Source organism: Streptomyces sp. NPDC055400 (assembly GCF_053644375.1).
Window position 1 is genome coordinate 179,463 of the sequence record NZ_JBSHLM010000003.1, and the last position, 13,967, is coordinate 193,429.

General features: G+C 70.7%; 11 protein-coding genes, 1 tRNA gene and 2 pseudogenes. 6 read left to right on the forward strand and 8 right to left on the reverse strand.

Annotated features, from left to right (window positions below; all coding sequences use genetic code 11):
* Positions 1–18: 18 nt before the first annotated feature.
* The 3 genes from ACWIGU_RS08920 to ACWIGU_RS08930 all read left to right on the forward strand — a co-directional run bounded on the left by ACWIGU_RS08920 (position 19) and on the right by ACWIGU_RS08930 (position 2,718).
* Complete coding sequence (locus ACWIGU_RS08920) at positions 19–957, forward strand: metallophosphoesterase (protein ID WP_454398913.1); 939 nt, start codon at positions 19–21, stop codon at positions 955–957.
* Positions 958–1,048: 91 nt separating this feature from the next.
* Positions 1,049–1,122: transfer RNA gene (locus ACWIGU_RS08925), tRNA-Pro, on the forward strand.
* 171 nt (positions 1,123–1,293) lie between these two features.
* A complete protein-coding gene (locus ACWIGU_RS08930) occupies positions 1,294–2,718 on the forward strand; it encodes an FG-GAP-like repeat-containing protein (protein WP_454398915.1) in 1,425 nt (474 codons plus the stop codon).
* Between the two features lie 778 nt (positions 2,719–3,496).
* Here ACWIGU_RS08930 and ACWIGU_RS08935 read toward each other — a convergent pair.
* From ACWIGU_RS08935 to ACWIGU_RS08950, 4 genes are all read right to left on the reverse strand, one after another.
* Complete coding sequence (locus ACWIGU_RS08935) at positions 3,497–4,171, reverse strand: class I SAM-dependent methyltransferase (protein WP_454398917.1); 675 nt, start codon at positions 4,169–4,171, stop codon at positions 3,497–3,499.
* 89 nt (positions 4,172–4,260) lie between these two features.
* Positions 4,261–4,839: a flavoprotein gene (locus ACWIGU_RS08940; protein WP_454398919.1), complete on the reverse strand. Its 579-nt coding sequence runs from the start codon at positions 4,837–4,839 to the stop codon at positions 4,261–4,263.
* Between the two features lie 74 nt (positions 4,840–4,913).
* A complete protein-coding gene (locus ACWIGU_RS08945) occupies positions 4,914–6,401 on the reverse strand; it encodes a SulP family inorganic anion transporter (RefSeq protein WP_454399652.1) in 1,488 nt (495 codons plus the stop codon).
* Between the two features lie 340 nt (positions 6,402–6,741).
* Positions 6,742–7,164 (reverse strand): hypothetical protein, encoded by a 423-nt coding sequence (locus ACWIGU_RS08950; RefSeq protein WP_454398921.1) that lies wholly within the window; start codon positions 7,162–7,164, stop codon positions 6,742–6,744.
* Positions 7,165–7,290: 126 nt separating this feature from the next.
* Here ACWIGU_RS08950 and ACWIGU_RS08955 point away from each other — a divergent pair, with 126 nt between their 5' ends.
* Positions 7,291–7,563 (forward strand): hypothetical protein, encoded by a 273-nt coding sequence (locus tag ACWIGU_RS08955; RefSeq protein ID WP_454399683.1) that lies wholly within the window; start codon positions 7,291–7,293, stop codon positions 7,561–7,563.
* Here the strand turns inward: ACWIGU_RS08955 and ACWIGU_RS08960 are convergent.
* Positions 7,544–7,624: pseudogene (locus ACWIGU_RS08960) on the reverse strand (rodlin); the annotation flags it as partial. The gene ACWIGU_RS08955 and the pseudogene ACWIGU_RS08960 sit on opposite strands and share 20 nt — an antisense overlap.
* A 675-nt stretch (positions 7,625–8,299) precedes the next feature.
* On the reverse strand, positions 8,300–8,680 hold the full coding sequence (locus ACWIGU_RS08965; RefSeq protein WP_454398923.1) for a rodlin: 381 nt from the start codon (positions 8,678–8,680) through the stop codon (positions 8,300–8,302).
* A 137-nt stretch (positions 8,681–8,817) separates the two neighbouring features.
* Here ACWIGU_RS08965 and ACWIGU_RS08970 point away from each other — a divergent pair.
* Together ACWIGU_RS08970 and ACWIGU_RS08975 are read left to right on the forward strand one after the other, a co-directional pair.
* A pseudogene (locus ACWIGU_RS08970) lies at positions 8,818–9,234 on the forward strand (hypothetical protein); the annotation flags it as partial.
* 1,472 nt (positions 9,235–10,706) lie between these two features.
* Positions 10,707–12,137 carry a glycoside hydrolase family 26 protein gene (locus ACWIGU_RS08975; protein ID WP_454398925.1) on the forward strand — a complete coding sequence of 477 codons (1,431 nt, stop codon included), beginning with the start codon at positions 10,707–10,709 and terminating at the stop codon, positions 12,135–12,137.
* A 34-nt stretch (positions 12,138–12,171) separates the two neighbouring features.
* Here the strand turns inward: ACWIGU_RS08975 and ACWIGU_RS08980 are convergent, their stop codons facing one another.
* Both ACWIGU_RS08980 and ACWIGU_RS08985 read right to left on the reverse strand, forming a co-directional pair.
* Positions 12,172–13,290, reverse strand: coding sequence for a GNAT family N-acetyltransferase (locus tag ACWIGU_RS08980; RefSeq protein WP_454398927.1), 1,119 nt, complete (start codon positions 13,288–13,290; stop codon positions 12,172–12,174).
* Positions 13,290–13,961 carry a lipopolysaccharide biosynthesis protein gene (locus tag ACWIGU_RS08985; RefSeq protein ID WP_454398929.1) on the reverse strand — a complete coding sequence of 224 codons (672 nt, stop codon included), beginning with the start codon at positions 13,959–13,961 and terminating at the stop codon, positions 13,290–13,292. Before ACWIGU_RS08985 ends, ACWIGU_RS08980 begins: the two co-directional genes overlap by 1 nt.
* Between the last annotated feature and the right edge of the window lie 6 nt (positions 13,962–13,967).

Sequence of the window (13,967 nt, forward strand, 5' to 3'; positions counted from 1 at the left end):
GTCTGACACGATGGACGTATGCGCGCGCGATACGGGATTCCCCTGAAAGTGACAGCAGGCATCACGGCGGCGGGCGCCGCCGGCCTGATCTACTCGGCGGGGTTCGAAGCCCGTTCGTTCCGTCTGCGACGGGTCACGGTCCCGGTGCTGCCCGCGGGGATGCGCCCGCTGCGCATCCTCCAGGTGTCCGACATCCACATGGTCGGCGGTCAGCGCAAGAAGCAGCGCTGGCTGCGCTCCCTGGCCGGCCTGCGCCCGGACTTCGTGATCAACACGGGCGACAACCTGTCCGACCCGGAGGGCGTGCCGGAGGTCCTGGACGCGCTGGGCCCGCTGATGGACTTCCCGGGGGCGTACGTCTTCGGCTCGAACGACTACTACGGCCCCAAGCTCCGCAACCCGGTCCGCTACCTCTTCGAGAAGGCCCGCGGCGCCCACGGCCTCAACGGCAATCCCCCCGCGGTCGGCGTCGTCCACAACCCGTGGGAAGACCTGCGCGACGGGTTCGACTCGGCGGGCTGGCTGAACCTGACGAACACGCGGGGCGCCCTCAAGATCGAGGGCATGGAGATCGGCTTCACGGGCCTGGACGACCCGCACATCAAGCGCGACCGGTACGCGCACGTGGCGGGCGGCCCGGACTCGGGCGCCGACTTCTCGATGGGCATCGTGCACGCTCCGTACCTGCGGGCCCTGGACGCGTTCACGGCGGACGGCTACCCGCTGGTACTGGCGGGCCACACCCACGGCGGCCAGGTCTGCATCCCCTTCTACGGGGCCCTGGTCACCAACTGCGACCTGGACACGGACCGCGTGAAGGGCCTGTCGACCCACGAGTCCGAAGGCCACCGCTCCTACCTGCACGTCTCAGCCGGCTGCGGCGCGAACCGCTACACCCCGGTCCGCTTCGCCTGCCCCCCGGAGGCGACCCTCCTGACCCTGACCCCCGGCCCCTGAGAAAACCGGATTTCGTCTACGGCCGCCGGTCCGCTAAAGTAATCGATGTCGCCACGACCTGCAGAACAGCGGGACAGTGGAGCAACGACATCGGGGTGTAGCGCAGCTTGGCAGCGCGCTTCGTTCGGGACGAAGAGGTCGTGGGTTCAAATCCCGCCACCCCGACAGCTGAAACACCAGGTCAGACCCCCTGCACTTGCTTGAGTGCAGGGGGTCTTTCTGCTTGTGCGGACTCATCCGTCAGGTTGCGCAGACGAACGGCCGGTCTCGTACAACCCTTCAACCCCTTGAGTCGTCTACGGCACCGTCCGGCACCGCCCCGAGGAGAAGATCGTCATGCCCCTGCCATTCCGCACTGCTGTCGCCGCCGCGACCGTAACCGCGCTGACCGGTGGCCTGTTCACCGCTGTCACCGTGACACCGGCGTCCGCCGCGCCCGCCAAGTACGCCGACGACTTCAATGGCGACGGACACCGGGACATCGCGATCGGCGCGCCGTACAAGTCCGTCAACGGTGCGTCGGCTGCGGGCGGTGTGGTGGTGGCTCTCGGGTCAGCCACCGGCCTGACCACTCAGAAGGTCGTACTCACCCAGAGTTCCGCGGGGGTGCCGGGCGCACCGGAAGAGGGTGACCACTTCGGTATGTCGATCGCGAGCGGAGACCTGGACTCGGACGGATACGCGGACCTCGTCGTGGGCGCCGACGGTGAGGATGTAGGCAGCTACGAAGGCCGGGGCAGCGTGACCATCCTCTGGGGCGGTGCCAAGCCGTTCACCAGCAGCACCACGACCACGGTGGACAACTCGCACCAGTGGCAGAGTCATGGCCTGGACGTGGCGGTGGGGGACTTCACCGGTGACAGCGGCGCGGACCTCGCCGTGATCGAGCCGGACGCGGTCGTCCTGTACAAGGGCGGCACCTCCCGGGAGAGCCAGACGACCCCCGCCTACACCATGACGGTCCCGGGTGCCCAGCTCCTCAACTGGGAGGCCGCCGTGGGCGATGTCAACGGAGACGGCAAGGATGACCTGGCCGTGACCGGCGACCCCGGCACCGGACGCCCGGGCACCGACATCTACACGGGCCAGGAAGGCCGTCCGAACCGGATACAGCGCGTGGACGACGGCGGCACCGCGGTCGCCCTCGGCGACATCAACGGCGACGGCTTCGACGACATGGCCACCTCCCTCACCTGGCCCGGCTCCTACTCCGTCGCCGACCCGAGCAACGGCTCCGGATACGTGACCGTCCGCTACGGCAGCCGGACGGGCTTCGGCGACCCGACGACCCTGCATCAGAACAGCACCGGTGTGCCCGGCGCCGACGAGGACGGCGACAACTGGGGATCCTCGGTGGCGATCGGTGACATCACCGGCGACGGCAAGGCCGAACTGGTGGTCGGCGCCAACGGTGAATGGCTCGGCACCCTCAAGAACGCCGGCGACGTGACAGTGTTCCGCGGCTCCGCCTCCGGTGTCTCGCAGTCCGGAGTCGTGCGCATTTCCCAGGACACCACGGGTGTTCCGGGCGTCGCCGAGACCGACGACCTCTTCGGCGCCCAGGTCCGGATCGCCGACTACAACAACAACGGCAAGGCCGACCTGGCGGTGACCGCCTCCTTCGAGAACAACCGCAGCGGAGGCCTGTGGACCCTTCCGGGCACTTCATCCGGCCTCACCGGTTCCGGTTCCAAGTCCCTCAGCTCCACCGACTTCGGCCTCGCGAGCGGATCACGGCTCGGGGAGAGCCTGCTCGACTGAGCCGGGCGAGCCGTCTGTGACCGGGCGCGGATCAGTGAGCTCCACGCAGTGCCCTGACCGCGTAGGACGATCCCGCCGCCGGCGGCCCCGACCGGGCTGCCGGAGCCGGTGGCGACGGAGCCGCCCACGACGGGGTGATCCCGGGTCAGCTGGGTGACCCCGGCGGGCGGGGTGAACCCGAACTCGCCGCCGCTGTCGCCTGTGACCGTGTATGTGAAGGTGCGATGTTGCCGCCGGTCTCGGCCGTGATGCGCGCGGTGCCGTAGCCGGAGGCTCCCCCGCATTCGGTCTGCGCGTGCGCAGGCGTGGCCATCAGCAGGGGAACAGCGAGACATGCCATCGCGACCGCGACCGTCAAAGCCAGCATTCGCAGAGAGGTGCGTCGTTCGCGACCTGAAGTCATGTGCCCGTAGCGGGCCTTGACGTGTGCCGACATGTGGTGTCCGTCTCCTTGAGACTGAAAGGTGCATCCGCCCTGCGCCGTCCCCCTTCTCAGCCGGTCGGGCGCGCGGGAAAGTGCCGGATCGAAAGGCCGTTCAGGCTTTCTCGGCCCCCGGGCAGCTGAACAGATAAGCACAGGACCAGAAGGCCAACACACCGTGACAGCGGCCAAAGTCCACGCAGCGGGACTACGTCACCGGCGGTGGCAGGGACAGCAACGGCATCCGCCCTCGGGCGCCACCGTGGAAATGACACGCGCCCGTGAAGGGCTCTCAGCCGTGTCAGGCGGACGGGGCGGGCAGGGCGGTGGTGTACCGCGCCGGTATCGGGACTGCGGTCATCGGGGCAGGGTTTGGGTCACGCGCCACAGGCGGCGGGGGAGGGCGCCCTCCTCGAAAGCGTGGACCTCCTTCAGGTGCCAGCCGTCCGCCACGGTGTCGACCAGGGTGCGGGGGAAGAAGTGCACGGCGAAACCGGCGTGTTCGTAGATGTCGTCGCCGTGGGGCGTGCCGGTGCCGTAGTGGGCGTCGCCTGTGTGGCGGACCGTGTAGACGAAGGTGCCGCCCGGTCGCAGTACCCGGCCTGTCTCGGCGACCAGGGCGTGGATCTCGTCCGTCGACAGGGCCATGCACAGCAGCATGTGGGCGAAGACCGCGTCGATGGAGGCGTCCGCGAGCGGTAGTGGTTCACGCACGTCGTGCACCACTGCGGTCACCCGCTCGGCTACCCCCTGGGACCGGGCCGCGTCCTGGAGTTGGCCCAGCCCCACGGGGCTGAAGTCGGTGGCCTGGACGGTGAAGCCTTCGCGGGCGAAGTACAGGGCGTCCCGCCCGTGTCCGGCGCCCAGCTCCAGCACCTTCTCCGCCCCGGCCGCACGGAACACCTCGGCCGCGTGTGCGGCGGGCGCGGAGGGCTGTTCGCCGTACATGCCCGGGTGGGCGGTGTACGTGTGCTGCCAGTGGTGCTGTTGCGCAGTGGCGAGCTCGTGGTCGTGGCCGTGGTCGTCGTGCATGCCCGTCCTGGTGTCACGTAGGTGTCTGTTCCGCCCGGTGGCGGGCGCTTCGGACGGCCGATCCTGGCATGCTGCGGTCGCGGCGCTGGTCACTCCCCGGCGGACCGTCCGGGCGTGAGCAGTTCCAGCGCCTCCTCCCAGCGGAAGGGCGCGGCGCCGCCTTCGGCCTTCGGCCGGTGAGGTTCGTGCGAACCGATCAGGATGCCCATGCCGCGCAACCGGTCCAGGCTCTGGCGGTACGCGGGGTGGGCGGCCTGGGCGGCGTTGAGGTACGGCAGGACGGCGGTGGGGATGCCGAAGCCGTACGCCTCGCACAGGATGCCCAGCGCCAGGGTGTCGGAGATGCCTGCCGCCCACTTGTTGATCGTGTTGAAGGTGGCCGGCGCGACCGCGATCGCGTCGGCGGGCGGCAGCGGGCGCGGGTCACCGGGGGCGCGCCAGGCCGAGCGGATCGGATAGCCGGTCTGCGCCTCGACCGCCTCGGCGTCTATGAAGCCGAGGCCCTGCGGGGTGGCCACGACGCCCACGTCCCAGTTCGCCTCCTGAGCGGCCGTGATCAGCTTGCCGACTTCGCCGGCGACGCCGGACGCGCAGACAACGACGTACAGGAAAGGGTTCTTGGGCTGTCGGACCGGCGGGTGCGGGTGGTGGACTGGCTGGTCACTCACTTGGGGCCTCCCCGTTCGCGGCCCAGGCGGTGCCGTTCGGGCAGAGTAGTCCCGCAGATCCCGACTCGCCGCTGTCACTGGGCCTTGAGTTCGCCGCTGAGCTTCTCGTGGATCCTGGCGCTCGGCTGGTTCAGGCCGATGATCTCTACGGTCTTGCCGCGCTGTTCGTACTTCGTCTCTATCGCGTCGAGGGCAGCTACGGAGGAGGCGTCCCAGATGTGGGCGGCGCTCAGATCGATGACGATGTTGTCGGGGTCTGTGGCGTAGTCGAACCGGCCGACGAGGTCGTTGGAGGAGGCGAAGAACAGTTCGCCGGTGACGCGGTAGACGACGGTCGCGTCGTCGGGGTCGGTGACCGCGGTGACCTCGGCGAAGTGGGCGACCCGCTTCGCGAAGACGACCATCGCGGTGATCGTGCCGACCACGACGCCGATGGCGAGGTTGTGGGTGCTGACCACGCACACGACGGTGATCACCATGACGGCGATCTCGCCCGCGGGCATCCGCTTCAGCGTCTTGGGAGCGATGGAGTGCCAGTCGAACGTCGCGAAACACACCATGACCATCACCGCGACCAGCGCGGCCATCGGGATGTCGGACACGATCGGGCCGAAGACGATGCACAGCACCATCAGGAACGCGCCCGCCAGGAACGTGGACAGACGGGTGCGGGCGCCGGAGACCCGTACGTTGATCATCTTCTGGCCGATCATGGCGCAGCCGCCCATTCCGCCGAAGAAGCCGGTGACGATGTTGGCGATGCCCTGGCCGATGGACTCGCGGGTCTTGGAAGAGTGGGTGCCGGTGATCTCGTCGGCCAGCTTGGCCGTCATCAGCGACTCCATCAGGCCGACCAGCGCCATGGCGAGTGCGTACGGGGCGACGGTGGTCAGCGTGTCCAGGGTGAAGGGCACATCCGGCAGGCCCGGCACCGGCAGGGACGAGGGCAGGTCTCCCTTGTCGCCGACGGTCGGGACCGCGATCCCCGCGGCAACGGTGATGACGGTGAGGATGACGATCGACACCAGCTGCGCCGGGATCACGTTGGTGACCTTGGGGAAGAACACCATGAGCGCCAGGCCGCCCGCGATCAGCGGGTAGACCGGCCACGGCACGTCGTGCATCCCGGGGACCTGGGCCATGAAGACGAGGACGGCCAGGGAGTTCACGAAGCCGACCATCACGCTGCGCGGCACGAACCGCATCAGCTTCGCCACTCCGAGGGCGCCGAGAACGATCTGGAAGACGCCCGCCAGGATGACGGCGGCGACGAGATGGCCGAAGCCGTGCTCGCGGTTGAGCGGGGCGATGACCAGGGCCACGGCGCCGGTCGCGGCCGAGATCATCGCCCGGCGCCCGCCGACGATCGCGATGGTCACGGCCATGGTGAAGGCCGAGAACAGGCCGACCGCGGGATCGACCCCGGCGATGACCGAGAACGAGATCGCCTCCGGGATCAGGGCCAGGCCGACGACCAGGCCCGCGAGAATCTCGGTGCGCCAGACCTTCGGGTCGGACAGCCAGTCGGGCTTCAGACCACGCAGCCGGGCCACCGGGGACAGGGCGGCGGTGGACGGTGCGGGAGTGGGCAAGGGAGGCGGAACCTGTCGTGCTCGGGCACGCCAGGCTTCGTCTGGGGCGTGCGTGAGTGCGCGGGGGACGGGCAGCTTTCCGCGACGTCCGCGAGCGGCTGACAGGTCACGGGCAGCGACGGACGCCCACCGTAAAAAAAGCCCTGCTGGCATCGGTCTTATCGGCCTTCGCCGGGGCGCCATCGGCCGCGACACGGCAGAAGGTGCGGGACGTATCCCGCACCTGGAACCAGTAACTCTACCGCCGAACCACCTCCCGCCGAGCGTGAGGACCTGCTCCGCCCGCCGCTCCCCCTCGACGTCCGGCACGCTAACCGGCGGCGACTGCCCGGCTGCCCGGGCCGTGTCCCGTCAGGGAAGCGATCACAGCGGAAAGCGCCGCGGTCACGACCAGGCTCCCCACCATGACAAGGCCCACACCGATCACAAAGAGGCCGCTGGCGTCGTCCGACCAGTCGACGTAGGCGGCCACCGTGAGGCCGGTCGTGGGGCCGAGCACCGCGGCCGCGGCGTAGCGCCGGGACGCCGCCCAGTACACCGGTGCCAGCAGGGTCAGTACGAGGCCGATCACCTGCCACGCCTCGTACGGGCCCGTCACCGAGCCGTCGGGGTGCACGTCACGGTGCTGGTCCCAGCCCAGCCAGCCGGCCCATGCGCCCAGTGCGATCCCGGCCAGCGCGAGGGTCGCCAGCAGGTGGAACGTTCGCTTCCGCAGTCGCTCATTCGTGTCCATGGGCCAAGGGTTTCGGCTCACGCCATGACCGGCCAGAGCACAGGTACTCAGCTCCGACCGAGTACAACCGGCACGCGGTCAGCCCCTCCCGCGGCCCAGGCCGCTCCCGTCGGTCCCCTCGGCGCCATGAAGCCGATCAGCCTCGACGACATCACCACCAGCACCATTCCGGCCGAGCACAAGGCTGAGATCCCCACGGTGAACGAGCAGCTCGGCGGCCTGAACAAGCTGAACGGACTGCACCAGGCCACCGACCTGGTGGCCCCAGTGACGGGTCTCCTGCCGTCGGTCAGCCAGGGAAGCCGGCCACCAGCCGGGCAGAGCGAAAGCGGGCACAGAAAAGCGGGCGCAGAAAAGCGGGGGCAACCCGGACACCGGTTGGGGCCGACAGGACCGTGATGTCCTGGACGGTGATCGGCACGACGCCGATCAGCGAACCGACGTTGCCCTTGACCGGCAGGCTGACAATGAGGTTCCCTTCGCGGGAGTCAGGGAGCACTATGGCCGGCTCGCGCACATCCGGTTCACCGTCGTAGCTCACGCATGCGGCCGTGCCACGGGCGCGGATGGTGTGGGCGCCGTTGCCATTGCGCCGCAGCTGCCACTCCTGACCTGGACCAGCCGGCCCTCGTCCAGCGGAACCTGCGAGCTCTGCCTGCGCCCACGTCCCGCTCACTCATGAGCGGTTGAGCCAGCTCACGCCCTGACGGTCGGTCGCCTGCCTGCGCGATCTGCTCATACAGAGCGGGTTCCTGCCAGCGGCCGACCGGCAGTTGCTGCTGTTCCAGCGGTGGCTCACCGAGAAACTGCCGACCGTCAGCGAACCCGAGCACCGCAAGCTCCTGGAGCCTCGCCACCCGGCACCTCCAACGTCGTCTGTCCACCCTGGCCAGTCGCGGCCCGCTCACCGGCAAACAGATCCAGCAGGCCCGCAACGAGCTCCGCCTCGCGACCGCCTCCCTCGGCCGCCTCCCTCGGCCGCCTCGCCGAGCGTGGACGGACCCTCTCCGACTGCACCCAGGCCGATGTCGTACGCCACGGGTGGCCGGTGCGCGGAGGGGGCACGGACATGCCAGCGGCCCCGTTCCCTCGCAGCCGAGCTGCGGGGAACGGGGCCGCTCGGCGCGGGGCTGGATCAGCCGGCGTTGCCGTTGTCCGCGAGGATTTCGTCCAGGATGTGCGACAGCGGGTCGTCACCCTTCTGCTGCACCGAGTTCTGGGTGCAGGTCTGGTTCGCCGACCCGCCGTTCAGCACGTCGTTGACGCCGACCGGGATCGCGATGACGCCGACCGGGACGGCAGCGGCCACCTTCTGGACGTCGACGCAGTTGGCGACGCCACCGTTGATGAGGCTGAAGCTGGGGGCGTGGGAGTTGCTGCTGCCGATTTCCTGCTTCGACAGGTTGTTCGCGTTGGTGGCGCTGTTGCCGTCATCGCCGGAAGCCATCGCCCCGGTCGAGGACATGCCGACGACGGAGGCAGCTGCTGCTGCGGTGATGAGAACCTTCTTGATCACGAGATCGTCCTTCTTGGGCCGAGGGGTCTGGACTGCTTCGTTGCCGAAGCACGCTGATCAACTGCCCGCAGGCTGTTTGGTTCCGGACCGTCACCCGTAAGCCTCATTCGGCAGATCAACGCCACCGAACAGGGAGGATTCGGACAGGCGGTCGCCGGTGGTCCCTCGCGCCGGCGCGCCGCGCCGTGGAGGAAGAGGTACGGGCAGTGGCGGGCGGACAGACGGACGGATCCTTCTCGCCCGTGGGCGCGCCGCCCTGGAGAGCATGGCGGCGAGTGCCGGTGAGGAGTACGCCGCGTACGAGCGTGCGTTCGACGAGGCGGAGCGGGCGCGCTGCCCCTGTCCGCGTGGTTCAGCAGGCGCAACATCGCGGCTCCGGCCCTCGTCACGGGTGTCGCCGCCGTCGCCGCGTTCGGCGCGGACGTCGCGCTCGGCACCGCGGCCGGGACCGCACTCGGTGCCGGGGCCGTCGTCGCGGTCGCGGGGGCCGCGACCAGGGTCGCGAAGGTGACCGCTTCGCACGGGCCGCCGCGCACCGGCGGGCGGGTGCGGCGAGCCCCGAGGCGCACAGCCTGCTCGCGGGTCTGCCGGCGACGGACCCACGCCGGCTGCTCTCCTCGTCGGCCGTCCGACGCCTCGTACCGGGCTGGGACCGATGGCTGGAACGGGCATCGTCCCGTCGGCGGTACACCGCACGCTCACGGCCGCGCTACCGCCCGGCCCGATCACCCGCCCGGCGGTCCTCCTGGCCTACCGCCTGAACACCCTCCTGCCCCCACCGCTCCCACCAACTCCCGTACCTGTGGTGACAGCCGGCCCGGACCCCTTGCAGAACTGCGGCGGCTGCGACCGCGCATTCCGCGCCCCGAGGGTGGTGCGGTGTCGGCTCGCGCGGCGCTGCCCCCTTCCCGTCCAGGGCAGGCGTCCACGGGGCGGCGGGGACCTGGGCCGGCGCGGTCCAGAAGTCTTCGTCCCTGCTCCATCCGACCGAGTACTCCCACGTGTTGGCCTTGTTGCCCCCGCCGGAGGGATCCAGGCCGGCCACTGCTTCGTCGCGCCCGCTCAGTCGGCACGGAAGAGGACCTTCGGTCATGGAATTCTGCCGGGCAACACGGTCCAGGCACCCCTGGATGTCGAACGTTCGCGGCAACACCGCCGACGTCGTCGCCGCGCTGAATCCGACGTCCGGCAACTCCTGTGCGCACGACGGCGCTTCGCAGTGGCGGCCCCGATCACGTCCGCGGTGTGGCAACCACGGCGCCGACGGGGTCGCCGCCCCGGAGGAGCCCACCGAAGTGGGTCCCGCCCACCGCGCGCACCATGGAGCCACCGGCCACGGAGCGTCCGGCTCCCCCGGAGGTGAAGCCGGTCACCCGGCGAGCCCCTCATGTCATGGGTCGGTGTGGGCAGTTGGCCGCGACCGGGACGGACCAGAACCTGCCGGCCGCTGCGGCGGCGAGTGCGGGGCTGCCGATCGGCGGAGGGATCCTCCACCGGGGGGACGTGCCGCCGCCCGATGATGCCGCTGCCGTACGCCGGGCCGGGAAGAGCCACCGTCCCGCTCTTCCCGGCCGGCGGAGAGGGCCGTTCAACCGCTTGCTGCCAACCCACGGCGATATCGCCGACGGCTGACGGGGTAGGCAGCACGGCCCGTCTCGCAACCGGGCCAGTCCACCACCGCACGACCCCGGGAGCGGAACCGATTCACCCGTTCGCCCGCACCGTCACTCCAAAGGGCGCCACCGACGCGAACGCAGCGGCGGCGGCCCCGGTCACCTGTCTGACCGTTGAGCGTTCGGCCGCCGCCCAGTCCTGAGCCTCCTGCCGCCCGGCGGCGTGAAGCCGCCGCTCGAGGGGCGCCGCAGCACAGCGGGAACGCTGTTGTCGGGCACACGGGGATATTCCTTTCCTGGCGATAGCCCGAACGGGCGGTGAACGGGGCTCGCGGAGCAGCCCCCCGTTGGCGCATTGCGCATTCATATGACTGAGTGTCAGTAATGAACGAAGTGCGGCACGAGGAGTAGGCATGTCCCCACAACGCCGAAGGACCATGCGCCGGCGCATCCCCTCGATGACGGCCGGGATCCTCGCGTCAGCGGTGATCGCTTCCGGTTCCGTCTGCGCCGGGACGGCCGGGGCCGCCTCACCCGATGACACGCCACCGGCCGGATCCGCATCGCCCGCCCCCGGGGTGGCGCAGCCGCCGGCCGCACCCGCCGTACCCACCGCACCGACACCCGTCCCCCCGCCGGCGCCCACTCCGCCCCCGACGCCCACGCCCAAGCCCAAGCCCAAGCCCACACTCACGCCGACGCCCACCCCCACCGGCGGAGTGACGAGCCCTCAGACCGACCCCCAGACCGACCCACAGCCCGGCAACTCCACGTTCCCCGCGTTCGGCGCCTATCTCGACTACGGGCCCAGTGGCGTGCAGCGCATGGGGCAGCTCAGCAAGTGGCTCGGCGGCTCCGAACTGCGCGTCGGGCACACCTACCTGCCGGGCGACCGGTGGAGCAACATCGAGGGCGCCCCCGGGTTCCTGGAGGACTGGGCGCAGTGGCGGCGCGAGCGGGCCGACCGGCTCTTCGCGCTGAACGTGCCGATGCTGGAACGCAACGAGGAGCGCGTCTCCGACACGGAGGTTCGCTCGCTCCTCGCACAGGGCGCGGCCGGCGACTTCGACGAGCACTTCCGGCGCCTCGCCCAGCGCCTCGTCGACCTCAAGGTCCCGGACACGGTGATCGTGCCCGGCTGGGAGATGAACGGGAAGACGTACACGCACCGGTGCGGGCCCGACCCGGTGGCCTGGAAGGCGTACTGGAAGCGGATCGTCACGGCGATGCGGTCGGTGCCGGGGCAGAAGTTCCGCTTCGACTTCACGCCGAGCCGTGGCCTCGACGCCGTGCCCTGGACCACGTGCTATCCGGGCGACGACGTCGTCGATGTGATCGGCATGGACTCGTACGACCAGCCCGAGGGCCAGTCGTTCTCCGAGCAGGTCTCGGAGCCGTACGGGCTTCAGAAGCACGTCGACTTCGCCAAGGCGCACCACAAGGCCATCTCGTACCCGGAGTGGGGCCTGTTCCGTAACGGGGACAACCCGGATTACATGCGGCGCATGATCGGGTGGATCGACCGGTACAAGCCTCTCTACAACACGATCACGGACTACTGCCCGCATGGTGTGTGGCAGTGCGACGACAACCCCCAGTCGTCGCTGGTCTACCGCTCGATGCTCTCCGGCCGCCTGGAGCCGTCGGTGCCTGAGCCGACCCAGCCCACGCCGCCCACGGCTCCCGAGACGCCCCAGGCACCGCAGACGCCCCCGGTCACGCCCCCGGTCACGCCTCCGGCGACCCCGCCCGACTGCGCGCCGCTCAACCTCGGCGACTGGGTGGAGTACTGGCTCGGCGGGAAGCTGTGCCTGCGGTTCGACTGGTGGTCGCGGCGCTCCTGACGCGCCGGAGTCCCGGCCGGTGGCGACGGGGTCGTCACGACGTGTCGCCACCCCGGGCCTTCCACGCGTGCAGTGCCTTCTTGCCCAGGCGGCGCGCCGTCACGCCGCCGACGGCCAGGGCAAGACCCGCCGACGTGCCGGGGCGGGCCAGCACGAAACGCTGGTTGACGACGCTGTGGGGACGCCAGTGATGCTTGTACGGCTCGTCGCCGCGCAGCAGGCTCAGCGATCCGGACGCGCGGTCCTGGGCGTGCTCGCTGCACGAGCGCAGCAGCATCGTGGCGAGGTCGGCCTTGCGTTCGCGCAGGCCCGGATGGGCGCCGTACAGATATCCGCCGGTCAGGCGCGGGGACAGGAAGGTCAGGTCGGCGGCGAGGACCGTCTCGTCGATGCGGAACTCGGTCACGACCGCGTCGCCCGCCCTGGCCATGAGGGAGACCGAGCGGGTGAGGTGCTCGAAGAAGCGCGGTCTGAGGTGTTCCGTCGTCACCTTGCGCCCTTCCCACTGGAGTCGGTGCAGTTCGACCAGGCGGCGCACCGAGCCGTCGACCTCGTCCGGCGGCACGACGCGGCGCTCGATCCCGAGGGCGTCCAGCTTGCGCACCTTGGCGCGGGCGCGCTGCGCGCGGGACCCCGGCAGCCTGCCCACGATGTCGTCCATCGGTACCGGCGGCAGTTCCAGGCAGAGGGAGTCGTCGAGGCGGCGCCTCGGCCCTGGCCACCGGTCGTAGAGACGCTCGACCGCGCTTCCCGGGCGGGCCTCACGGAAGTCGACGACGTGGGTACGGGCGAGCCGCCACAGGGCGTCGCCCAGCGCGCGGATCCGGCCGCCCTCGTCATCACCGCCGTCGTCGACGAGGACGTCGCAGAAGTCGGAGATGCTCCCGCCCAGGGGCACGAGGACCGGCAGGAGCCGCCACCGCCGCATCAGCGGCGCCGCGGCGACGAGCCGGCCTCCGTCCCGGACCAGGACCACGCACAGGCCGCGCCCTGACCCGTACGAGAGCCACCACGAGTGCAGCCAGGCGTGGCTCTGGAACGGGGTGGCGGTGCGCGACCTGCGGTACAGCGCCTCCCACTCGGGGCCCAGCGCGCCGAACCGGACGCTGTCGGTGCACACCTCGGCCGACAGGCCCCCGCCCCCGGGCCGCATCAGACGCTCCCTTGCAGGTCCGCGGCCGCCGCGGGCCCGGGGACGGTCGCCGCCGTCTCCGCCGTCTCCGCCGGCTCGCGCCGGGGACGGACCAGCATCACGAGCCCGCCGAGGAGGCCGCCCGCGCTGGCGCCCACGAGCGCGGTCACCGTGGGGGACGCCGACGACGGCGCGGTGGGCTTCACCGCGCGCGAGAACTGCAGGAGCTTCACCTTGGTGCCGGCCTGCGTGCGGTTGGCGTCGGCGGTCAGCGCCCGCGCCACCGCGTTGGCCATGGCGGCGGCCTTGCGCGGCTGCGCGGACGTCGCCGACACCGCGACCATCGGCGCGTCGGGCGAGGTCTCGGCCCGCACGCTGTCCTGGAGCACCTTCACGGGTACGCCCGCCCGCACCTGGGCGTCGCCGAGGACCGCGATCTGGGTGGCGACACGGCCGTAGGCCTGGGCGAAGCCGAGCGCGGTCGACGGGTCGGACCTCTCGTCCGGCACCGCGATCACATAGCTCGTGGCGGAGAACTGCGGCGTCTTCAGCACGCCGTACAGGCCGCCCGCGAGGCCGCCGAGGAGGACCCCGGCCACGATCAGCGACCACAGGGGGAGGCGCTTCACGCGGGCGGCCGTCCGGGCGAGGGGACCGGCCGGGCTGACCCGCCGGTGAGGAGCGTCGGTCATCACTTA